17 protein-coding genes and 5 tRNA genes are annotated in these 23,496 nt (G+C 44.5%); 16 read left to right on the plus strand and 6 right to left on the minus strand.

All coding sequences use genetic code 11. The features are described 5' to 3' along the window. Positions 1-95: 95 nt before the first annotated feature. A complete protein-coding gene (locus FTT75_RS10935; RefSeq protein WP_180186417.1) occupies positions 96-1,082 on the minus strand; it encodes a hypothetical protein in 987 nt (328 codons plus the stop codon). A gap of 15 nt (positions 1,083-1,097) precedes the next feature. Further along, positions 1,098-2,132, minus strand: a complete 1,035-nt coding sequence (gene queA, locus FTT75_RS10940) for a tRNA preQ1(34) S-adenosylmethionine ribosyltransferase-isomerase QueA (protein WP_180186418.1) — start codon at positions 2,130-2,132, stop codon at positions 1,098-1,100. Between the two features lie 167 nt (positions 2,133-2,299). On the opposite strand from queA, the gene FTT75_RS10945 reads away from it, so the two are divergent. Next, positions 2,300-2,386 (plus strand) — tRNA-Leu (locus tag FTT75_RS10945). A gap of 257 nt (positions 2,387-2,643) precedes the next feature. Here FTT75_RS10945 and FTT75_RS10950 read toward each other — a convergent pair. Beyond that, positions 2,644-4,875, minus strand: a complete 2,232-nt coding sequence (locus FTT75_RS10950; RefSeq protein WP_100357986.1) for an NADP-dependent isocitrate dehydrogenase — start codon at positions 4,873-4,875, stop codon at positions 2,644-2,646. Positions 4,876-5,361: 486 nt separating this feature from the next. On the opposite strand from FTT75_RS10950, the gene FTT75_RS10955 reads away from it, so the two are divergent. Further along, entirely contained in the window at positions 5,362-5,871 is a 510-nt protein-coding gene (locus FTT75_RS10955) for a DUF1543 domain-containing protein (RefSeq protein WP_180186419.1), read from the plus strand. Positions 5,872-6,007: 136 nt separating this feature from the next. Next, on the plus strand, positions 6,008-7,000 hold the full coding sequence (locus FTT75_RS10960; RefSeq protein ID WP_005168593.1) for a DUF2804 domain-containing protein: 993 nt from the start codon (positions 6,008-6,010) through the stop codon (positions 6,998-7,000). A 61-nt stretch (positions 7,001-7,061) separates the two neighbouring features. Here FTT75_RS10960 and FTT75_RS10965 read toward each other — a convergent pair whose 3' ends face one another. Continuing rightward, the gene (locus FTT75_RS10965; protein ID WP_180186420.1) at positions 7,062-7,940 is read right to left on the minus strand and encodes a metal-dependent hydrolase; all 879 of its coding nucleotides are present in this window, start codon (positions 7,938-7,940) and stop codon (positions 7,062-7,064) included. A gap of 142 nt (positions 7,941-8,082) precedes the next feature. Between FTT75_RS10965 and FTT75_RS10970 the strand changes: the two genes are divergently transcribed. Beyond that, entirely contained in the window at positions 8,083-9,120 is a 1,038-nt protein-coding gene (locus FTT75_RS10970; protein ID WP_180186421.1) for an AraC family transcriptional regulator, read from the plus strand. A gap of 48 nt (positions 9,121-9,168) precedes the next feature. On the opposite strand, the gene FTT75_RS10975 is transcribed toward FTT75_RS10970, so the two are convergent. Next, positions 9,169-10,503, minus strand: coding sequence for a Na+/H+ antiporter NhaC family protein (locus FTT75_RS10975; RefSeq protein WP_180186422.1), 1,335 nt, complete (start codon positions 10,501-10,503; stop codon positions 9,169-9,171). A gap of 365 nt (positions 10,504-10,868) precedes the next feature. On the opposite strand from FTT75_RS10975, the gene trpA reads away from it, so the two are divergent. Genes trpA through FTT75_RS10995 form a run of 4 tightly spaced genes read left to right on the plus strand, consistent with a single transcriptional unit; the run spans position 10,869 to position 14,887 of the window. Beyond that, positions 10,869-11,669, plus strand: a complete 801-nt coding sequence (gene trpA / locus FTT75_RS10980; protein ID WP_005098062.1) for a tryptophan synthase subunit alpha — start codon at positions 10,869-10,871, stop codon at positions 11,667-11,669. 1 nt (position 11,670) lies between these two features. Continuing rightward, a complete protein-coding gene (accD, locus tag FTT75_RS10985) occupies positions 11,671-12,567 on the plus strand; it encodes an acetyl-CoA carboxylase, carboxyltransferase subunit beta (RefSeq protein ID WP_034608357.1) in 897 nt (298 codons plus the stop codon). Beyond that, positions 12,564-13,847, plus strand: coding sequence for a bifunctional tetrahydrofolate synthase/dihydrofolate synthase (gene folC / locus FTT75_RS10990; RefSeq protein WP_100355751.1), 1,284 nt, complete (start codon positions 12,564-12,566; stop codon positions 13,845-13,847). Before accD ends, folC begins: the two co-directional genes overlap by 4 nt. After that, positions 13,838-14,887 carry an SPOR domain-containing protein gene (locus FTT75_RS10995; RefSeq protein ID WP_373686587.1) on the plus strand — a complete coding sequence of 350 codons (1,050 nt, stop codon included), beginning with the start codon at positions 13,838-13,840 and terminating at the stop codon, positions 14,885-14,887. The genes folC and FTT75_RS10995 overlap by 10 nt, the downstream gene beginning before the upstream one ends. A 396-nt stretch (positions 14,888-15,283) precedes the next feature. On the opposite strand, the gene FTT75_RS11000 is transcribed toward FTT75_RS10995, so the two are convergent. After that, on the minus strand, positions 15,284-15,919 hold the full coding sequence (locus tag FTT75_RS11000; RefSeq protein ID WP_180186423.1) for a peroxiredoxin: 636 nt from the start codon (positions 15,917-15,919) through the stop codon (positions 15,284-15,286). A gap of 333 nt (positions 15,920-16,252) precedes the next feature. Between FTT75_RS11000 and secA the strand changes: the two genes are divergently transcribed. The 8 genes from secA (at position 16,253) to FTT75_RS11040 (ending at position 22,611) form a co-directional block, all read left to right on the plus strand. Beyond that, complete coding sequence (gene secA, locus FTT75_RS11005; protein WP_180186424.1) at positions 16,253-18,979, plus strand: preprotein translocase subunit SecA; 2,727 nt, start codon at positions 16,253-16,255, stop codon at positions 18,977-18,979. Between the two features lie 137 nt (positions 18,980-19,116). Further along, positions 19,117-19,470 (plus strand): hypothetical protein, encoded by a 354-nt coding sequence (locus FTT75_RS11010; RefSeq protein WP_005098054.1) that lies wholly within the window; start codon positions 19,117-19,119, stop codon positions 19,468-19,470. A gap of 158 nt (positions 19,471-19,628) precedes the next feature. Beyond that, complete coding sequence (argJ, locus tag FTT75_RS11015; RefSeq protein ID WP_100329823.1) at positions 19,629-20,849, plus strand: bifunctional glutamate N-acetyltransferase/amino-acid acetyltransferase ArgJ; 1,221 nt, start codon at positions 19,629-19,631, stop codon at positions 20,847-20,849. Positions 20,850-21,001: 152 nt separating this feature from the next. Continuing rightward, positions 21,002-22,069 (plus strand): quinolinate synthase NadA, encoded by a 1,068-nt coding sequence (gene nadA / locus FTT75_RS11020; protein ID WP_159138818.1) that lies wholly within the window; start codon positions 21,002-21,004, stop codon positions 22,067-22,069. 151 nt (positions 22,070-22,220) lie between these two features. Further along, positions 22,221-22,297, plus strand: a tRNA-Pro gene (locus FTT75_RS11025). A gap of 34 nt (positions 22,298-22,331) precedes the next feature. Beyond that, positions 22,332-22,408, plus strand: a tRNA-Arg gene (locus tag FTT75_RS11030). A 33-nt stretch (positions 22,409-22,441) separates the two neighbouring features. Continuing rightward, positions 22,442-22,517, plus strand: a tRNA-His gene (locus FTT75_RS11035). 17 nt (positions 22,518-22,534) lie between these two features. Further along, a tRNA-Pro gene (locus tag FTT75_RS11040) sits at positions 22,535-22,611 on the plus strand. Positions 22,612-23,496 lie beyond the last annotated feature (885 nt).

Genomic DNA, 23,496 nt, shown 5'->3' on the forward strand with positions numbered 1-23,496 from the left:
AGATCTCCCCAATTCATATTTATATTCTGAAAATATTGATTTAAAAAAAGCAGTTATTTTAAAAACTGCACAAGATCATGTTGTAACTGTTCGAGTTATCTTAATTTAAACGTTCTGAGATGGCCGCGCAATGTCGAAATATCATTGATATGACGATGCTTGCTCGACACCTGAAATAAATCATGAGGCCCCAGATAGCAGAGCATCCGATTTTCTGGATGAAACAGTAAATCCCCCTGACGCTGTGCAAAAAAATCGGCCAGACGCAGTACAAAACCCGGACTGAGTAATTTGGCGGTTTGCATCGGATCACTGCCATAAAAGCTTAAGCGTTGATTGGTACGAATATCGCTACTATGCCAAGGATGGCTATAAGGATAATAAAATTTACGTCGAGAAGTCGTGACCGCCAGCCCCTGAATCTGGATATCAAATACAAATACGCCCCACAGGTCTTTGTGAACCTGCATTAATTTAACCGGCTGCCCTTGCTTGTTGCGAACCTGTACTTCATCAATATAGTGATATTGAAACAGCAGCACCTGATGTTGCTGGCCGTTTTCATCTTCCCATATCGTACTGGCATAACGTGTAATCTCATTACTCAAAGAACCTTGATTGAATAAGGGGAATAAACGTTTTAAATGTCCAATAAAATGCAGGGGATTTAAAGGAATTGAAATATGCTGTGGCTGTTGCTGAAAGGCAAGCTGATATTTTTTGGTCAGTGCTACATCTTCCAGAAAACCAATAACTTCATCTAGTGGTTGCTGCTGCTCATAGCAAAGATAGGCCCAGAACAGCAGCAGGCCGCCCAGAAAAACGCCACTTTGAATCCAGATATTTTCCGGTGCAATAAAAATGCTGACGATGAGCAACAAACCAATACCAGCCAGCGCCAATGGCAGATTATTTTCAAATTTTAGCGTTATCGGGCCATTCCAGGGATGCAATCCGTCCAGCAGGTCTTGATGACTCTTGGCTTGACGGCCCAAATCCCACAGCCGGGCGATATTCTGAAACACCACTGCATTTTTCTTGCGGCGAATATGAATGGACTGTTGTACAGACTCGATCGGCATGGGCAGCTATTCTCGCTATTGTGCCTGATCAATCAGCATGGCATCGCCATAACTGAAGAAGCGATAGTGGCTGTCTACTGCATGCTTGTAAGCATTCAGAATGTTGTCACGATTGGATAGGGCAGAAACCAGCATCAGCAGGGTCGATTCCGGTAAATGGAAATTGGTAATCAGACGATCGACCACTTTGAACTGATAACCCGGATAAATGAAAATCTGGGTATCACCGGTCCAGCCTTTCAGCTCACCGCCATTGGCCTGCGCCGCACTTTCTGTGGCACGGGTAGCCGTTGTACCGACAGCAATCACTTTATTGCCACGCGCTTTAGTTGTTTTGATGAGTTCCATCGACTCATCGGACACCTGACACCATTCGCTGTGCATGATGTGATTTTCAATATCGGTAGTGCGGACTGGTAAGAATGTACCTGCGCCCACATGTAGTGTGACAAAGGTGGTTTGAATTCCTTTGGCTGCTAACTTTTTCAATAAGTCTTTATCGAAATGCAGAGAAGCCGTAGGTGCTGCGACACTGGCCAGCTTGGTTGGATCATTAAACACAGTTTGATAACGTTCGGTATCAATTTCTTCTGCTTCACGGTTGAAATAGGGCGGAATAGGGAGGGCGCCATATTTGTCTAAGACGTCTAAAATCGGCTGTGAAAATTCCACAATAAACAGGTTTTCATGACGACCTTGCACGGTCACTTTTACTGCATCTGGGCCAATAAACAGTTCTGCACCGGCTTTCGGTGAGTTGCTGGCCTTGATATGACAATGTGCAATGAACTGATCCATCATGCGTTCAACCAGTACTTCTATGGCACCGCCTGAGGCACGTTTGCCTTTTAGACGTGCTTTCATGACTTTGGTGTCGTTCAATACCAGTAAGTCGCCGTCTTCAAGCAAGTCCAGAATGTCGGTAAATTGATGGTCGTGATATTGACCGTGTGCATCGAGGTGCAGCAGGCGAGAGGCACTGCGTGTTTCCAGAGGATAGCGAGCAATCAGCTCATCGGGGAGATCAAAATTAAAATCAGAAAGTTGCATGATGATTTACGCTAAAAAAACTGCGGCTAGTATAAACTTTTTTCTTTTTTATGGCGGGAATTGCTCGATTTTAAAACGAAAAAATGCCATTTGTTTTAAAAATAAACAAATGTAAATATTCTGCGTTGACAGTGCCGAGAAATCGCGTATTATACCTTTCATCCACTCCCGAGGTGGTGAAATTGGTAGACGCGGCGGACTCAAAATCCGCTGTCAGAGATGACGTGTCGGTTCGAGTCCGACCCTCGGGACCAAAATTCTAAAAAACCCCAAGCACATTCAGTCTTGGGGTTTTTTATTGTCTGTATATTTAAAAGTATTTATTTTCATCATTTCTTAAAATGGTTTTTGACTGAATTTGAGTGGTTTTGTCAGTAAGATGATGATTTATATCTATAGCGAAAAATAGATTAATTGAATAACTTTGATACATCAATCAGACATAAAAAACCGGCGCCTAGACGCCGGTTTTTTTATTTTACATTACTGATCAAGTCAGTTTTGCAAAAGCTTAGATCGTAGCAAGTGCTGCATTCAAAGTAGCACTTGGACGCATCACTGCATTTACTTTCTCTTGATCAACAGCGTAGTAACCACCGATGTCTACTGATTTACCTTGAACTTCAGCAAGCTCAGTAACGATTTTCTCTTCATTTTCAGCTAAAGTTTTTGCAAGTGGTGCAAATTTCGCTTTCAATTCAGCATTTTCGTCTTGAGCAGCAAGTTCTTCAGCCCAGAACTTCGCCAGGTAGAAATGGCTACCACGGTTGTCGAGTTCGCCAGTACGACGAGAAGGTGACTTGTCGTTATCTAGCAATTTGCCAGTTGCACGGTCTAAAGTTTTAGCAAGTAACTTGATGTTGTCATTGCCTTCTTTAATACCCATTTCTTCTAGAGAAACTGCAAGCGCCATGAATTCACCGAGTGAATCCCAGCGTAAGTGGTTTTCTTCAACTAACTGCTGTACGTGTTTAGGCGCAGAACCGCCTGCACCTGTTTCATACATGCCGCCACCCGCCATTAACGGCACGATTGACAACATTTTTGCAGATGTACCCAATTCCATGATCGGGAACAAGTCAGTCAGGTAGTCACGTAAAATGTTACCTGTTACAGAAATGGTATCTAGACCGCGCGCAACACGTTCAAGCGTATAACGCATTGCACGTACTTGTGACATGATCTGGATATCAAGACCGGTAGTGTCGTGATCTTTCAGGTATTTTTCAACTTTCTTGATCAGTTCATTTTCGTGTGGACGGTACGGGTCAAGCCAGAAGATTGCCGGCATGCCAGAGTTACGTGCACGCGTTACTGCAAGTTTCACCCAGTCGCGGATCGGTGCGTCTTTCACCTGACACATACGCCAGATATCGCCTTCTTCCACGTTTTGTGACATCAACACTTCGCCAGTTTCAAGATCAACGATGTTGGCAATACCTGCTTCAGAGATCTCGAAAGTTTTGTCGTGTGAACCGTATTCTTCCGCTTTTTGCGCCATCAAACCAACGTTCGGTACGGTACCCATTGTACGTGGATCAAAATTGCCATTCCACTTACAGAAGTTGATCATTTCCTGGTAAATACGTGCGAATGTTGATTCAGGCATGACGGCTTTACAGTCATAAGGTTTGCCATCAGCGCCCCACATTTTACCGCCACCACGGATCATTGCAGGCATAGAAGCATCTACAATCACGTCGTTTGGTGAATGGAAGTTCGTGATGCCTTTGGCAGAATCAACCATCGCAAGCGCTGGACGGTGTTCTTGGCAAGCATGTAGATCTGCAATGATTTCTTCACGTACAGAGGTTGGTAGAGTTTCGATCTTTTCATAAAGACCAGCCATACCGTTGTTTACGTTCACGCCCAGCTCATCAAATAACTTGCCGTGTTTTTCAAATGCGTCTTTGTAGTAAATTCTCACACAGTGACCGAATACGATCGGGTGTGAAACTTTCATCATGGTTGCTTTGACGTGAAGTGAGAACAAGATGCCGGCTTCTTTACAATCATCTAATTCTTTTTCATAGAAATCGCAAAGCGCTTTTTTGCTCATGAACATTGAATCGATGATTTCGCCATCTTGAAGTGCAACTTTTGGCTTAAGAACGATGGTTTCACCAGACTTGGTGATCAATTCCATTTTCACATTACGTGCACGGTCTAAAGTCATCGACTTTTCGCCATGGTAGAAGTCGCCTTCGTCCATGTGTGAAACGTGAGTTTGAGACCACTGTTTCCACTCGCTCATAGAGTGCGGGTGTTTTTTCACATAGTTTTTAACGGCAGCAGGTGCACGACGGTCTGAGTTACCTTCACGTAGTACCGGGTTTACTGCTGAACCAAGACATTTGCTATAACGTGCCTTGATTGCTTTTTCTTCTTCAGTGGCCGGGTTTTCAGGATAGTCAGGAAGGGCATAGCCTTTAGACTGGAGTTCCTTGATACACGCTGTTAGCTGGCCAACAGAAGCACTGATATTTGGGAGTTTGATAATGTTCGTGTCTGGATCTTGTGTAAGACGACCTAGCTCAGCTAGAGTGTCAGGCACCTTTTGCTCTTCGCTTAGGTAATCTGTAAATTCAGAGAGCACGCGCACAGCTACAGAGATGTCACTTTTGACGATCTCAACGCCAGCTGGCTTAGTAAAGGTCTCAATGATCGGCAGCAGAGAATAAGTCGCCAGTAATGGCGCCTCGTCGGTCAGTGTGTAAATGATAGTTGACTTTCCACCAGCCATATATAGCCCCTTGCGTTGGATTGAGTTTCTGAGGACCGAACTTTTGGTCCAGCCTCATTGAACCGATTTGCTTAAATAAAAACATTGAGAGTATCGTCTTTCAGCGCATTTCAGTCAACGAAATATGCTTTTAGATTGAAATTTGGGCGAAAATTTGTACAGATTTGTATGGTTTAGCTGTGTTTGTATTTTGTACAAAAAAATAATTTTCGGCGCTTAGAAATCATTGTGGTGCTGGAAAGAAATTTTATGCTACCAGATTGTATTCACTGAAGATGAGTTTTTGAGCATTGGGCGGGATCGTGATGATCTCGAAATACAAATAAATGTTGAGTAAGCAGATACTATTTCGGGACAATTTCTTCGGGTCAATTGAGGAAATTTGTCTTGACGAATCATCACCTCAATATCATTGAATTACTTTGCGATATACTTCTAAGTATTGATCAAATCATTCTTAAAATTGCAGCGAAATAAGGAAATCGAATGCCCAGTTTATTTATTGTGATGCTTGGTGGCCGTCATGCCTGTGCCAATACAGAAGTTCATGATGTGGTACTGGCAGTAGGCGAAACTCTGGAAGAAACCTATCCTCAACTGAAAAATGCCTGGTTTGCCGAGCAAAAAGGGCTGCATATTGATGCCTGGGCGCAAATTAATGGACTGGAATTCGAGGGCAAAAATTATCACGTTCAATTTAGCGATGCTGCCCCGAATCAGGCTGCCGAAAAGCTTTGGCTGATTAATTTAGGGGGGTATGATGCACGTGAATTTGGTGAGCTGCACCGTTATGTGCTGGTGGTGGCACAGAATGCCATGGTGGCAAAACAGCGCGGTAAAGCTTATTTCGCCAAGCACTGGCAAAAACAGCATACTGACCGGGTGCTGGATGTCGATGATTGCATTGCGATTGATCAGGTGTATGGCCGATATGTACAGCTGGTCGAGGGACATTTTAGTGCGAATCGCTGGGAAAATACCTATCTCACGATTTAAAACTGAAGCATAGGGCTATAGCGTGGCTGAGGGTCAGGATTCGACGAGTGACTTAAAAAAAATCTTTATCAAAGTTCAATAATCTGCATAATACCGGAAAGGAAAAACAGCTTTTGACTGAGATGGAACATCTTAAATGGATTTAATTCAGGCAAATGGACAACCGCACTATGGACGTTTCAAGGAACTTCCAAAAAGTATTGACTATCAGGCATATCAATACAAGAACCCTTATGGTCAGGTGCTGTCAGGCTGGCGTAAGCATCTAAAATATAAGAAATTCAAATTTTGTAGTATTCAGCACGAACATTATACCATTGGGCTGGCGATTGCCGATATTGCATGGGCAGGGCACAGTTTTGTCTATGTCTACAACCATATGACCAATGACGTTCTGGAATGGAATGCGATTAATTTCCTGTCTCGCCATACTGTGCTGGATGAACAACCATTATTCAATCACAGTTATTTTCATAAATCGCCTTTTCAGGTCGATATTCAGCATGCCAACGGTGTGCGCTATATCAATGTCAGTAAATACGGCGAAATTCAGCTCAGTGCACGAATCTTTTGTGCAGGAACCGATCCTTTAAGTATGTGTAGCCCAACTGGTATTAATGGTTGGACTTATACGCAAAAGCTCACGACCTTAGGTTGCGAAGGCTATTTTCTAAATAAACAAAAACAAAAGATTCAATTTAACGAACGAACTTTTGCCTTGCTGGATGACACCTGTGGTTTTCTACGTCCAGAAACTGCCTGGTTTTGGTTGTCGTGTAACTTTTGGGATGCGACCAATCAGCGGATTGGAATTAATTTAGCATCCGGTGTTAACGAAAGCTTTGGTAATGAAAACTGTTTGTGGATCAACGGGAAAATTTATCCATTGGCTGATGTGCTCTTTCAGCAGGAATCCGAAACTCAATGGACGATTCAATCGCTAGATGAAAAGCTAAATCTGACTGTAAGCACAGGCTGGCGACGTTATGAAAATCTGAATTTGCGTCTGGTCGGCAGCCAGTTTAGCCAGTGGCAGGCCAAAGTCTGTGGCACCATTCAGCAGGATGATCAGGAAATTATTTTACTGAATGAATATGCCTTGCTTGAGCAGCATTATGCCAAATGGTAAATCAGCTTAAATCAAAAAGCCTTCAATTTTGAAGGCTTTTTGATTTAAGCGATGCTCACGTTTAGTCTTTTGCGGCCTGCCAGAAGGCTTCACCGGCTTGAATCGGATCGCCGGTTTCATTTAGGGTGTTGATCCAGACCTCGTATTGGGCAATCACTGGGTGCTGACTCGGATGAAAGTCTTTTTTAAACCAGTCTCGATACTGTTTGCCCATTCGGGTCAATGTGCCTTTTGGGCCAAAAAACCAGGGTAAGCTCTTGATATTCATCTGCAAGCGTTGCAAGAGGCTAAAGCCATCATGTTTCAGCATGACATTGGCACGGTAGACGGTAAAACTAAACATTAAAATGGTCGTGCTGACTAAGGTGGCTCGACGGGTAAATTCTGGGGTTTTAGCCACATTTTTCATCACATCAAAAGCTACATCGCGGTGTTCCATTTCCTCAATGGCATGCCAGGCCAATAATGCCCGTACAAAAGGATGGGCATCTTTCAGGGTCTGTTTTTGTCCATAAAAAGTTTCTGCCATAAGCGCCGTTAAATGCTCTGCCGCAGCGGTAATGGCAATATTAAACTGGGGTGAGCGGTGCTTCAGATCATAATTGAAAATTTTATTTAAACGTTCAATAAATTGGTCTACAGGCATGCCTTGCTCGCGCATCAACTGATTCATTTTGTCATGCGCGATGCCGTGCTGGGCTTCCTGGCGGATAAAATCCGCGACACGTTGTTGCAGCTCCGGGTCCTGGATCTGATCGCGGAACAGGCGGATACTCTGAATAAAATAGCGCTCGCCGTCTGGAAAGGTCAGGCTCAGGGCATCGAACATGCGTGTCATAAAGGGATCGCCGCCGAACCAGTAACGTGGAATTTCATCCAGTTTAAAATCAAGTTGGGTGCGAACCACAGGCTGTAGGGCGGATTTTAATATGGCATTCATCTTGTAGATTCTTTTTTGTGACGATGCTGACAGTATGTCGGCGAATCTCGCCATTGTTTTGACAGAGCTTGCCAATTTTTATACATTTTATGCCAAATGAAAATAAAACTGGTCAGATTAGAGCTGCCAGCGAGAATCGCACATGCAAGACATAAAAATATCCAATGGTTATCTTCAGCTCTGGGCGACTTATTTGCGTGATTTGGAGATTGAACCCTTAACTGCCGACTTTCTGCAAGATGTGCGTGACTCGCTTGTGACCCTCATCGATCAGCCTTTTGATACACAAGTACCTTTGGAATTGTTGAATCATATTATTTTAACTACTCGGCAACATCTGAACTGTCAGCAGCTGATTTTTGAAATCGTGCAGGTCATTCGTCCTGAGCATTTTGGTGTACTGGGTTATATGGTTTCACGTAGCAGTAGTGTCGCGGAAATGATCGGCTATAGCATGCGCTTTCAGCGGCTGGTGATTGATGGCAGTGAATTCGTGCCTTTACAGTTGAAGCAGCATGAACACAGTATGGAACTCTATTGGGGCTATTTAGATGAAAAATATAATTTGTTAAATGAGCTCACCATGGCAGCAATGGTGCAACTGGGACGGGTTATTTTGCAAGAGCAGCCACTTTTATTGCGTTGTGTACGACTGGCTCATGCAGCTGAAATGGCACAAATGCATTATCAAAAATTCTTTGCCTGTGAGGTTCAGTTTTCTCAAGATTATTATGCTCTGGAACTGGATGTACAGGGGTTAGCTCATGGGTCTGAGCATGCTGACCCCATATTATTGCAGTTGCTGACTCTTCAGGCGGAACAGGCGATTGCAGCAAAAGTACCTGTTGAAAATACCTTGCAGCAAGCACAGCAAATCATTGCCGAACAGTTGCGAACCAGGCAACAGGCGATCAAAATTGAGCAGCTTGCCCAGCAGTTGTGGATGTCGACCCGAAGCTTGCAACGCTTATTCAGCATATATCAAACTTCATTTAAAAAACTGCTGCAACAGCAGCGCATCAAACGCTGTGAGATTTTGTTACAGCAGGGGCTTAGTCTGAGCGAGATTGCTGAAGCGCTGGATTATTCCGACCAGTCGGCCTTGGCCCGCGCCTATAAAGCAGCCACCGGACAGACTTTGTTCCAGCGCAAGAAACAGTTAAAGCATGCACAGCAATAAAAAAGCGACCCAATCAGATCGCTTTTTGATGTGAGGATGATACAGAGATTAAGCGGTTGCTTTAAGGTTGGGGAATCTCAACGCAATCGCAGCAATTGCGAAGATGGCCAGAATCCAGCAATAGTACAAGCCGCCAATCAGTTCAACCGGTGAGATTTTTGCAATCGAGCAGGCGAGGAGCAACTGTGCACCATAAGGAATCAGACCTTGTACCACGCAGGAGAAAATATCCATTAGCGCAGCAGAGCGTCTGGGATCCACGCCGTATTCTTTGGCCACTTCACGTGCCATATCGCCAGACAGAATAATCGCCACGGTATTATTGGCCACAAAGATATTCGAAAACACCACCAGAAAGCTGATCCCGATTTCACCGGCACGTTGACGGCCGAGCTTAAACAGACGGGTCAGGCTATAAATACGTTCGATCAGCCAGCGTAAACCACCTTCACGTTGCATGATTGCCGATAGGCCACCCAGGAACATGGACAATAATGCCACTTCAAACATGCCGACAAAGCCGTCATAAATGGAATTATTCAGCTTGAGCAGATCAAATTCAGTTGTGACAAACAGGCCAAATACACCGGAAAGCAGAACCCCGATGCTCAGAACAGCCAGAACATGCAGCCGACTAAACGCCAAAATAAACACTGCAATATAAGGTAAGACCAGTAACCAGTTAAAATCTTTATATTCTACAGCGCTGGAACTACTGCTACTCAAAGCATAAATCAAGATGGTGGCAATCGATGCCGGTACAGCAATCCAGACATTGACTTTAAACTTGTCACGCAATTGCACCCGTTGGCTGGTGGTGGCTGCAATGGTGGTATCTGAAATCATGGAAAGGTTGTCACCGAACATGGCACCGCCTACGACTGCACCAATGGCGTAGATCACATTAATATCGGTGACCTGGGTAAAACCAAAGGCAATCGGGGCACAGGCAGCAATGGTTCCCATGGAGGTGCCCATCGCCGTGGCAATAAAAGCCGAGATAATAAACAGCATTGGCAGGATAAATTCAGGCGGAATAATCGACAGGCCCAGTTGTACCGTGGCATCCACACTGCCAATGGCACTACTGACGCTGGCAAAGGCACCGGCCAGCATAAACACCATAAACATCAAAATTAAGTTCGGATGACTGGCCCCTTTTAGAAAGGCTTCAATGCCCTGATTGAGTTTGCCGCGATACACCAATGCAGCCAAAATAATCGCAGGCAGGGCAGCAACAGGCGCTTTCACCTGATAGAACGCGAATTCGGTTCCAATCAGGGAATGATAGATCCCGCTACCCAAAAACAGGGTTAAAAATACAATAAGCGGCAGCAGTGCAATGGCGCGTGCCTGCACTGTAGCCTCAGAATCAGTCTGCATAGGAGATAAAAAAGTAAGAGAATAGGACTAGTATAAAGCAGGTTTTGCAATTTCAGAAAACTTTAAATGAATGCGCTAACATCTGCATTTTTATTAATTTTTGCATGATAAAAATAAGTTTATCTAAATATTCAGGATTTTAGCTAATAGCAAAATTAGGCATCTTTGATCATTGTGAAAAAAATCAAAATAATCGTAAATAGACCCTTCCGAATTGTTTTGAAATCTTCGTACAGGAAATGAAATACTCGAGGTCGGTATCGCAGACTGTTCATTGGACAAAAAATAGCGTTACAATGCGACGTCTTGTATTTTTACATAGTCAATGCCTCAAGTTTGAAACACGTTAAGGAAAGCTCAGCCCTATGTCACGTTTAGCCACACGATTTGAACAACTTAAATCTCAACAGCGTAAAGCTTTAGTTTCTTATGTGATGGCTGGTGATCCGCATCCAGAGGTCACTGTACCTTTGCTCCATGCAATGGTAGAGGCGGGTGTCGATGTGATTGAGCTGGGTCTTCCTTTCTCCGACCCGATGGCAGATGGTCCCGTAATTGCTTTAGCGGCTGAACGTGCGCTGGCAGGCGGAACCAATACTTTGGACGCACTGCACATGGTGAAAGAATTTCGCTTGAAAGATCGCGAAACACCTGTGGTGCTGATGGGTTATCTGAATCCGGTCGAAGTGATTGGCTATGAAAAGTTTGTGGCTTATGCTTACGAATGTGGAGTAGATGGCGTGCTGCTGGTGGACTTACCGCCAGAGGAAGCACAAAGTCTGGGTGAAGTACTGGAAAAATATGACATGGATCAGATTTTCCTGCTGGCACCCACTTCAACCGATGCACGTATTCAACACGTAGCGAAACAGGCCACTGGCTTTATCTACTATGTATCCTTGAAAGGCGTGACCGGTGCAGCAACTTTAGATGTCTCTGAAGCCGCTGCCCGCATTCAAAAGATTAAAGCTGTGACTGATGTTCCTGTAGGCGTAGGTTTCGGTATCAGCGATGCTGCATCTGCGAAAGCGATGGGTGTTGCTGCCGATGCAGTTATTGTGGGAAGTGCGTTTGTAAAGCAGTTTGCAACGCTTGCACCAGAACAAGCCGTTATTGCGACGGTGAATAAAGTCAAGGAGCTTCGAGCAGCGCTCGATGAGTTATAGTATGAGTCAACCCGTGAAATCAGGCAAAATTCTGAGCCCATCGACCCCATGGACGGAACGCATTGTTCCAGGCATTCATGTACCTGATGAGCAAACGATCTACAAAGCGACATTTACCGAGCCTACGGTCGAGTGTCCTGAATGTCATGCTTTGGTGACCCGTACCGCGATGTCATTCAATGCCTATGTTTGTCCGCAGTGTGATGAGCATTTACGCATGAAAGCCCGTGATCGCCTGAACTGGTTCTTTGACCAGGTACAGACTGAACTGGGTCAGGAGTTTAAGGCTAAAGATCCGTTAAAGTTTGTCGATAGCAAAGCTTATCCAGAGCGTATGGCAGAAGCGCAAAAGAAAACCGGCGAAACCGAAGCGTTGGTCGTGATTCAAGGCCTGCTAAAAGATGTCCCAATGATTGCCTGTGCATTTGAATTCGATTTCATGGGCGGCTCTATGGGGACAGTGGTCGGTGACCGTTTTGTTCAGGCGGCAGAGCGTGCGATTGAAGCCCGTCAGCCCTTGATCTGCTTTGCTGCTTCAGGCGGTGCACGTATGCAGGAAGGCATGTTGTCCTTGATGCAAATGGCACGTACTTCGGCTGCTATCCAGCGTTTAAAAGAAGCAGGCCTGCCTTATGTGGTGGTATTGACGCATCCGGTATACGGTGGTGTCACTGCATCATTGGCGATGCTGGGTGATGTACATCTGGCTGAACCGAAGGCGATGATTGGCTTTGCCGGTAAACGAGTGATCGAACAAACTGTCCGTGAAAAACTGGAAGAACCGTTCCAGCGCGCGGAATATTTGCTTGATCATGGGGTAATCGATCAGATTGTTCACCGTCACGCATTACGTGATACAGTTTACCGTATTGTTACGAAATTGATGAACCTGCATTGAACACAGCACCGCTAGCAACAGATTCTTTAAGTACATGGCTCGATTATTGGAGCCATGTTCACGTTACGGGTATTGATTTAGGTCTGGAACGGGTTATTCCGGTGGCTGAAAAGCTCGGTGTGACACGTCCGGCGGCCAAAGTGCTGACGGTGGCTGGAACCAATGGTAAGGGTTCAACCACCACCACACTGGCTGCGATTTTGAATGCACAAGGCTTCAAGGTCGGACTGTATCAATCTCCACACGTGTACCGTTTCAATGAGCGGGTAAAATTGCGCGGCATTGAAGTTGAAGATCAGTTGTTGGTGGATGCTTTTGTTCAGGTGGACCAGGCTCGTCGCGAATGTGATTTGAGCCTGTCTTTCTTTGAAGCGACCACTTTGGCCGCTTTTGTGATTTTTAAAGATCAGTTATGTGATGTCTGGGTGCTGGAAGTCGGTCTGGGCGGTCGTCTAGATGTGGTCAATGTGGTTAATCCGGATGTAGCAGTGATTACCAATATTGGTCTGGATCATACCGATTGGCTCGGTGATAGCATCGAGAAAATTGCCTTTGAAAAAGCCGGAATTATCCGGCCGAATATTCCGGTGGTGTTTGGTGGACAGCAACAGATTCCACAAGCCATTTTAGATAAAACTCAGCAATGCAACGCGCCCCTATATGCGGTGAATCGTGATTATTTCTATGAAGCCTTTGAAGATGGGCAAAGCTGGGCATTTGCTTCTTCAGGTACGACCTTAAAACTCCCAACAGGTTCACTGGCGCTAGATAATATTTCTACCGCTGTGGCTACCATTCTGCTGAGCGGATTAAACGTCAGTCAGCAGGCGATTGCACAAGGGATTCAAACGGCAAAGTTGCCGGGACGTTTTGAAGTCTGTCAAATCCAGAATAAAACCGTGATTTTTGATGCCGGACATAATCCGCATGGGGTCGAGTTTCTGCTGAAACAGTTGCGAAACTATTTAAATTACAATCAAAACTATAAAAATATCGTTTGTGTGTTTTCAATGTTGGCAGATAAAGATATAAATTCTGTCACCAAGTTATTGAAAGACACGGTTCAATTGTGGAAAATTGCACCATTATCCGTCCCACGTGCGGCAGAGCTCACAGTTTTGGCTGAAGCTCTAGGCGGTGAGGCGGTAGAACAATTTGACAATGTGAAATTAGCTTTTAAATCAGCACTGGATCAAACAGATAATAATCAGCTGATTTTGGTATGTGGATCATTTCATACCTTAGAAGCGGTATGGGAGTATTTGGAAGAATGTCAATGAATAACAAACAGCGCTGGATGGGCGGTGTTGTTTTACTCGGTGGTGGTGTTTTATTGGCAGCATTACTCCTGAAAGGTCAAGATGAAATCAAGCAGGATCGTCAGCAGAAACCGGCACAGGTTGCGGAAGTGGAAACTAAGGATGCAGTGAATCATTCGCTGGGTTCCTTGACGGTCGATGTGGAAACAGAAAAGCGTTTACTTGAACAGCAACGCCGTGATCGGGAAAAATCTGTGGCAGAGCAGGAGGCTCGTGCGGCTGAATTTTTAGCGATGCAGCAGCAGGCAGAAGCAGATGCGGCGCGTAAAGCGGCTGAAGAATATGCTGCACTTAATGCGCATCGTATGGGACAGCAAAGCTCGGATAATATTCCACCAGAACTGGTCGAAGACGAACAGGCCAAACAGAAACGCTTGGCTGAAGAAAAGGCTGCACAAGACAAAAAGCTAGCCCTGCAGAAGCTTGAGCAGCAAAAAGCCAACAGTTCAACTGAAGCGGCCAAGAAAGAAGCGGAGCGTAAAGCCGCTGAAAGCAAAGCGGCTGAAGAAAAACGTAAATTGGAGCAACAGCAAAAAGCCGAAGCAGAACGTAAGACGGCTGAGGCAAAACGTAGGGCTGAGGAAGAGCGTAAGGCAGCCGAGAAGAAAGAAGCTGAACGTAAAGCCGCCGAAGAAAAACGTAAAGCCGAAGACAAACGTAAGGCTGAAGAAGCCAAGAAAAAGGCAGCAGAAGACGCCAAAAAGAAAGCAGAAGCTGAGCAGGCACGTAAATTGCTGGAAGGTGAAAGTGACAAGCAGTGGATGGTGCAGGTCGCACTGGCAGCCAATGAAGCCAATGCAGATGCGGTTGCGGCAAAACTGCGTGCCAAGGGTTATAAAGTGACCAAGAGTCCAACCTCTAAAGGGATTCGTATCATGGTCGGTCCATCAAAGGATCGGGAAACTGCTGATGCTTCGCGTAAAAAAATCGCTGCAGATGACAGTCTGAATATGAAATCTGCCTGGGTGATTGACTGGGTGCCTTTAGATAAGCGTAACTAAGACAGCGTATTACTGTACTTTGGTTTAAAATGGATTCAGGTTATGCCTGGATCCATTTTTATTGGGGAGCAAAAATTAAAAAGGTGACAAAACTCTCAGGATTAAAAAAGCCTATCTAAAGATAGGCTGGTGATGAACTTCGAAACCGGCACGTCATTCGGGTTAGAAATTCAGTTTTAATCTTGCTGCTTTTTATATAGATACATCAACGTTAAGAGTGGATGTACTTATACATATTCTTTATGAACAGAGCAGTGCTCTGCTTATCTATTACTGCGCACTTCACTTGTGTTGCGCAAAATTAAAAAGGAATCGTTTTAATTTGTTGCTCGAAGCATAGCTTCTCGTCTTCTTGCGGAATATATTCCTCAGGGCGAAGCAGTGTCTTGCTGATCCTCACTCAGGATGTGGCGTTAAGCGCAGGTAAGGCGTGATCGCGGTATACCCTTTAGGAAAACGTTGTGCAATTTCAGTCTCATCTTTTAGCGATGGCACAATCACCACATCATCGCCATGCTGCCAATTGGCAGGTGTTGCGACTTTATGGCTGTCGGTGAGTTGTAATGAATCCACCACACGCAAGATTTCATGGAAATTACGACCCGTCGATGCAGGGTAGGTAATGATTAAACGTACTTTCTTATTTGGATCGATGACCACCAAAGAGCGAACTGTGAGCGTTTCACTGGCATTCGGGTGAATAAAGTCATATAGCTCAGACACTTTACGATCCTGATCGGCAATGATCGGAAAATTGACTGTGGTATTCTGGGTTTCATTGATGTCTTTAATCCAGCCCTTATGTGATTCAACATCATCAACCGATAAGGCAATGGCTTTGACACCACGTTTTTCAAATTCATCCTTCAGCTTTGCGGTATAGCCAAGTTCAGTGGTACATACCGGCGTATAGTCCGCCGGATGTGAAAATAAAATGCCCCAGCTATCGCCCAGAAAATCATAAAAATTAATCAGGCCTTCACTGGATTTCTGTTCAAAATTCGGTGCGGTGTCGCCTAGACGTAAACTCATCTTTTTGCCTCAATTGGTCTTTTAATGTAGAGATGAGATTTAATATGAACTAATTTTTTTATGATTAAAAATAGTGTTTTTAGCTTTCTTTATGAATAAATAGCATAAGTGATTTGTTTTATCTATCTAGAATCAAACAAATCAGTCGTCTAATTGACTATATTGCACAGCTAAAGTTTGCTACATTACTTTGCCTTAGATCTCGGGGCTAGAACTCAGGATCAGATTTTTTTCAGCGGTTTTATAGCAAAACCCTTGTAGTTCAAATTTCTAGCACCATAATAACGACTAAGAACATATTCATTTGACAAGCAAGATTTAGAGAGTCTATTCATGTTGGCAAGTCTGATCGGAGGAATCTTCGGTACCAAAAATGAGCGCGAACTCAAACGCATGCGTAAAATCGTAGACAAGATTAATGTGCTCGAGCCGACGATATCTACCCTTAGCGATGCAGACTTATCTGCGAAAACTGAAGAATTCAAACAACGATATAATAAGGGTGAAAACCTCGATAAATTATTGCCTGAAGCATTTGCAGTCTGTCGTGAAGCCGCCAAGCGGGTGATGGGCATGCGTCATTATGACGTGCAGCTGATCGGTGGTATTACCTTGCACGAAGGTAAAATTGCAGAGATGCGTACCGGTGAGGGTAAAACCCTGATGGGTACCTTGGCCTGTTACCTGAATGCCATCAGCGGTCAGGGTGTGCATGTCATTACCGTGAACGATTACCTGGCACAACGTGATGCCGAGCTCAACCGTCCATTATTTGAATTTTTGGGTTTAAGCATCGGGATTATTTATTCCATGCAAAATCCGATGGAAAAAGCGGAAGCTTATCGTGCCGATATTACCTACGGTACCAATAACGAATTTGGCTTTGATTACCTGCGTGACAACATGGTGTTCTCGCTGGCTGAGAAAAAGCAGCGTGGTTTAACCTATGCGATTATTGATGAGGTCGATTCGATCCTGATTGATGAAGCACGTACTCCGCTGATTATTTCCGGTCAAAGTGAAGATTCTTCACAGCTTTATGCAGCCATTAATAATATTCCACCAAAATTACAGGCACAGAAAGAAGAGAAAGTGCCGGATGGCGGTCACTTCTGGATTGATGAAAAACAGCGTTCAGTTGAAATTACTGAAGTGGGTTTTGAAACCATTGAAAGTGAACTGATTGAAATGGGCTTGTTGGCAGAAGGCGAGAGCTTGTATTCAGCGTCGAACCTGAATCTGTTGCATCATGTGACTGCGGCAATTCGTGCCCATTATTTATATCAACGTAACGTGCAATACATCATCAATGATGGTGAAGTGATTATCGTCGATGAAAATACCGGTCGTACCATGCCGGGCCGTCGCTGGTCTGAAGGTTTGCATCAGGCGGTAGAAGCCAAAGAAGGTCTGGAAATTCAACCAGAGAACCAGACCCTGGCAACCACAACCTTCCAGAACTATTTCCGTCTGTATAAAAAATTATCGGGTATGACCGGTACCGCTGATACTGAAGCCGCGGAAATGAAAGAAATTTATGGTCTGGATGTGGTGCTGATTCCGACCCATCGTCCAATGATCCGTGATGACCAGAACGATTTAATCTATTTAAATCGTGAAGGCAAATATAACGCGATTATTCAAGAAATTCAGCGTGTGCATGAAGCCGGTGTTGCGCCAATCTTGATTGGTACGGCAACCATCGAAGCATCTGAGATTCTATCCGATAAGCTGAAAGCTGCGGGCATTACCCACGAAGTACTGAATGCCAAACAGCACGAACGTGAAGCGGATATTATTGCGCAAGCTGGTGCGCCGCGTGCCGTAACCATTGCCACCAACATGGCGGGGCGTGGTACCGATATTCTGCTGGGTGGTAACTGGAAAGCATTGCTGGCCAAAATTGAAAATCCGACAAGCGATGACGAAGCGCGTCTGAAAGCGGAATGGGATGTTAATCATCAATCTGTTCTGGATTCGGGTGGCTTGCATATTATCGGTTCTGAACGTCATGAATCACGCCGTATCGATAACCAGTTGCGTGGTCGTGCAGGCCGTCAGGGGGATCCGGGTGTATCGCGTTTCTACCTGTCGCTTGAAGATGACTTGATGCGTATTTTCGCCGGTGACCGTGTGGTGGGTATGATGCGTGCCATGGGCTTGCAGGAAGATGAAGCGATTGAACACAAAATGGTGTCTCGCTCGATTGAGAATGCACAGCGTAAAGTCGAAGCACGTAACTTCGATATTCGTAAGAACTTGCTGAAATACGATGACGTGAATAACGAACAGCGTAAGATTATTTATAGTCAGCGTGATGACATTCTGGCAGAAAATTCGCTGCAAGATTATATTGAAGAAATGATCCGTGAAGTGATGCAGGGTGTAATTGCCAATTATATTCCGCCTGAGTCGATTCATGACCAGTGGGATATTGAAGGTCTGGAATTGGCCTTGCGTGAAGACATGTCACTGGATCTTCCTATCGCACAATGGCTGGAACAGGACCGTCGTCTCGATGAAGAGGCATTGGTGGTGCGTATTAGCGATGAAGTACTGAATCGTTACCGTTCACGTCGTGAACAAATGGGTGCGGAATCTGCAGCATCGCTTGAACGTCACTTTATGCTGAATTCTCTGGATCGTCACTGGAAAGAACATCTGGCAGCGATGGATTACTTGCGTCAGGGCATCCATTTACGTGGCTATGCACAGAAAAATCCAGAGCAGGAATATAAAAAAGAAGCCTATAACCTGTTTGTGAATATGCTGGGTGTCATCAAATCGGATGTCGTTACAGATTTATCGCGTATTCATGTTCCAACACCTGAAGAGCTGGCTGAAATGGAAGCGCAGCAGCTGGCACAGGCTGAGGCAATGCGTTTGCAGTTATCTCATGATGAGTTCGACGGTTTACTGGTAGATGAACATGAAAATACGACTGAACAAAATGCTGAGGCAAATCCGGTAGCGCCAGTCTTTGAAGCGCCGGCAAGCCGTAATGCACCTTGTCCATGTGGTTCAGGCCTGAAATATAAACAGTGTCATGGCAGAATCTAAGCGATATTGAAAATCAGAGCCACATGGCTCTGATTTTTTATGTATAAAGATTTTTCAGAAACTGAATACTATTTGCAGTCCTGCGGATTAAATGGTATTTAATGGCTCATTCAACACCGAAAAGTGGAATAACCTGAATGAAAAAAGTATTAAAAACGCTCATGATTGCCGCTTTGGCCATGCCTGCTTTAAGTTTTGCAGAAACTGCAGCCACCACGACACTTGATAAAGTTCAGCAAGCAGTGGGTTCTACTACAGCTCAAGTACAACGTACAGATGAACAAGTGACCGTGGCCAGCCCGCGTACCGGGATTCGTTATACCTTTGCCAATCAGAATCGCCCGATTGTGTTGCAGACCGCTGCGATCGCACCGGCCAATGCGGCCAATGCAGATCGTATTGTGGCATCTAATCCGGCACTTTCTGCCGCGAGTCAGCAGCAAGCGAAGCAGGCTTTATTAAATGAAGCAGGGCAACTTGCGAAAAATTAAAATCTCCGATTTTTTAAAATGCAGAAACCAGTCTTGATGACTGGTTTTTTATTGTGAAAATCCATCATAAATCTCAAGCTGACTCAGGCTTTGGCTCGATTTTTTGTTGCAGATCAACTAAGCTGTATTTTTCCGAAACTTCAATATTGGACTTTAAAATGGCAGTTGGTGACGTATCTATGCCACAGATGCATGTGGTGAAAGGGGTTAAAATTGGTTCGGCTGAAGCCTATGTGCGCTATCAGAACCGACGTGACCTGGTGATATTTGAACTGGCTGCAGGCTCCAATGTTGCAGGGGTATTTACTCAAAATGCCTTCTGTGCAGCCCCTGTGCATGTATCTAAAGCGCATTTACAGGTAGGGAATCCGCGTTACCTGGTGATCAATACCGGCAATGCCAATGCAGGAACCGGCCCTACAGGCATGGCAAATGCAGAAGCCACCTGTGCCAAGCTGGCTGAACTGGCAGGGGTACAGGCTGCTGAAGTCTTACCATTCTCTACGGGTGTCATTGGCGAGCAATTGCCAATGGAGCGTTTGCTCAGCGGTTTACAACCTGCGCTAGACTCATTGCGTGATGATGCCTGGGTCGATGCTGCAACGGGAATCATGACCACAGATACTACACCGAAAGGCGCTTCAGAGCAGTTCGAGCTGGATGGTGTCACCTATACCATGACCGGTATTTCCAAGGGTGCCGGCATGATTCGTCCAAATATGGCGACTATGCTGGGTTATGTGGCAACCGATGCTCCAATCAGCCGTGAACTGGTTCAGCAGTTATTAACAGAAACAGTAAATGTGTCGTTTAACCGCATTACTATCGATGGTGATACTTCAACCAATGATTCCTGCATCTTGATTGCCACAGGTCAAGGCGGGGGGGCTGAAATTACTTCGACTGAAGATCCACGTTATGCAGTCGTGCTTGATGTGTTAATGCGTATCATGAAACGCTTGGCGCAACTGATTGTGCGTGATGGTGAAGGTGCCACCAAATTTATTACAGTTGCGGTAGAAGGTGGTGCTAATATTCAGGAATGCTGTGATGTGGCTTATAGCATTGCACATTCGCCATTGGTTAAAACTGCGATTTTTGCTTCTGATCCAAACTGGGGGCGTATTCTGGCAGCGATTGGTTATGCTGGTGTGCCGAATTTAGACGTTGCAAAAATTCAGGTTTGGTTAGATGATGTACAAATCTGTAAAGATGGTGGTGCGGCGGCAGACTATACTGAAGCAGCTGGTGCAGGTGTGATGGCCCAAGCTGAAATGACGATTCGTGTTGATCTTGGACGTGGTACAGCGAAAGACACGGTCTATACCTGTGACCTGTCTTATGATTACGTCAAGATTAATGCAGATTATCGTTCATAATTCAGATCGTTTCTAAAGCCTCCGTTGTGGGGCTTTTTTTATATCTTATGATTTTTAATGACTGGTCAAAAATGGCATTTTGCCAATTGTGATTAGGGTGTAGGGTAAATGTCCGTGTCATAACGGATAATTAGGATAGAGTAAAAGTTGTTATGAATAGTGCGACCAAATTAATAGCCAATGAAGCAAAGTCGATTGTGCAGGCGCATTTAGATCGTTTAGGCGTTCCTCAAGAACATCAAATGAGCCAGCAGGAAAAATTAGACAAATTTGCACAAATCAAGGCTGAACTGGAAAAACAGGATGCCGTTTTGGTGGCGCATTATTATTGCGATCCTGAAGTGCAAGAACTGGCTGAGTTGACCGGTGGTTGTGTTTCGGATTCTCTGGAAATGGCACGTTTTGGTCGCGATCATCCAGCCTCTACGTTGGTGGTGGCAGGAGTGAAATTTATGGGTGAAACCTCAAAAATTTTATCTCCAGATAAAACCGTGCTGATGCCAACCCTGGAAGCAACCTGTTCACTGGATCTTGGTTGTCCGGTTGATGAATTTACAGCTTTTTGCGATGCGCACCCCGATCATACCGTGGTGGTGTATGCCAATACTTCCGCAGCGGTGAAAGCGCGTGCCGATTGGGTAGTGACTTCTAGCTGTGCAGTGGAAATTATTGAACATCTGGATAGTCTCGGTGAAAAAATTATCTGGGCGCCGGATCAGCACTTGGGCCGATATATCCAAAGCAAAACCGGTGCAGAAATGTTGCTCTGGGATGGTGCCTGTATCGTGCATGAAGAATTCCGTTCACGCGGTATTGTCAATATGAAAGCACTCTATCCCGATGCTGCGGTGTTGGTACATCCGGAATCCCCCATGTCTGTAGTCGAGATTGCCGATGCAGTAGGCAGTACCTCGCAACTGATTAAAGCCGCACAGACTTTGCCACATCAGCGTTTAGTTGTGGCTACGGATCGTGGTATCTTCTATAAAATGCAGCAAGCAGTTCCCGATAAAATCCTGATTGAGGCACCAACTGCGGGGGAAGGGGCAACCTGTCGTTCTTGTGCGCATTGTCCGTGGATGGCAATGAATGAGCTGGATGGTATTTTGCATGTATTACAGCATAAGGATCAGGAAGTACATGTCGATCCTGTACTGGCTGAACGCGCAAAACTGCCTCTAGATCGCATGTTGAATTTTAGTGCCGGACTAAAACGTTAAAATTTGTATAAAAAATGTCTGAAGCGCTTGATAAATAAACGCTTGGCGCGTTTTTTAGGTTTTTTTTTAAGATAGGTGTTGACGTCTCCGGGCGTCACGCCTAGAATGCACACCGTACCGAACGATGTTCGATACGAAAGCTGAGATGAATCGGAGCATAGCACAGCCTGGTAGTGCACCTGGTTTGGGACCAGGGGGTCGTAGGTTCGAATCCTACTGCTCCGACCAATTCTTCAAGGCAAATGATGTTTGCATCAGTAACGCGCTTGTAGCTCAGTTGGATAGAGCATCCGCCTTCTAAGCGGATGGTCACAGGTTCGAATCCTGTCAGGCGCGCCATTTGGTCGCTTGATGTTAAGAATCAAAATGATGGTGGATGTAGCTCAGTTGGTAGAGCCCTGGATTGTGATTCCAGTTGTCGCGGGTTCGAATCCCGTCATTCACCCCAACTTTTAAAGTTGAAATCGGAGCATAGCACAGCCTGGTAGTGCACCTGGTTTGGGACCAGGGGGTCGTAGGTTCGAATCCTACTGCTCCGACCATCTCCTTAAAGATGGTCGAGATAAAAGATACCGCGTTAAGCGGTTTTTTTATGCCTAAAATTTAATAAGTATAAAAAATACACAATATTATTTATAGTCGCCTTTTTAATAATTGTTTATGTAATCACTTGTATCTCTATATCAATTTATTTTTCACTCAATATAGCTATGCAGGTGAGATGGGTTTTTTATTTTATGTCTTTTGCTGAAGAAGGATTATGATGCGTTTAAGGATGGGGGAATATTGAGGCATTCTCATTTTCATACTATTTTATTTTGGTGAAGTGTATGCGTTCCTCAGCATTTATATAAAAGGGAAATATAAATAATTTATCAGTCTTGATATCTATATTTTTCTTACTAAAGAAAAGATGAATTACAATATAAATCTGAAATCCACCAGAAATATCTTTTATAAGTAAATAAACACTATAAACCTCCTTGGAATGTATATTTTTTACTCAGGAAATAGGGAAACCTGCACTTTTTGTAGAATAAATAAACAGTCGTTGGGTTTTTGCTGAATTATTTAGAAATAGGGGTTGTGTTGGGTGTGAAATGCTGTAGAATGCACATCCATCGGCAGTGATGAAGATTAAAACTTCTGATAAAACAGTAACTTAGCACGAGGTGTTAAGATTGGGTTTTGTTGGTTAAGTTCAAATTAATTTGAATTACGGATTGACACTTTAGAAATTCAGTGTAATATAGCCGACCTAGCTTGCTGGTGACGAATCAGCAAGAAGATCATTAAGAGATTATGAAGAACAACTTGTGTGGATTTTTACTGGTTGATCGATCGAAATTATTTTCATTGATTGATGGTAGAAATGACTCGAAGTTTATTTGAGAAATATTTGTCAGAAAATTGATGAGCCAAGATTG

This window comes from Acinetobacter sp. YH01008 (assembly GCF_013420435.1).
GTDB lineage: Bacteria > Pseudomonadota > Gammaproteobacteria > Pseudomonadales > Moraxellaceae > Acinetobacter > Acinetobacter pseudolwoffii.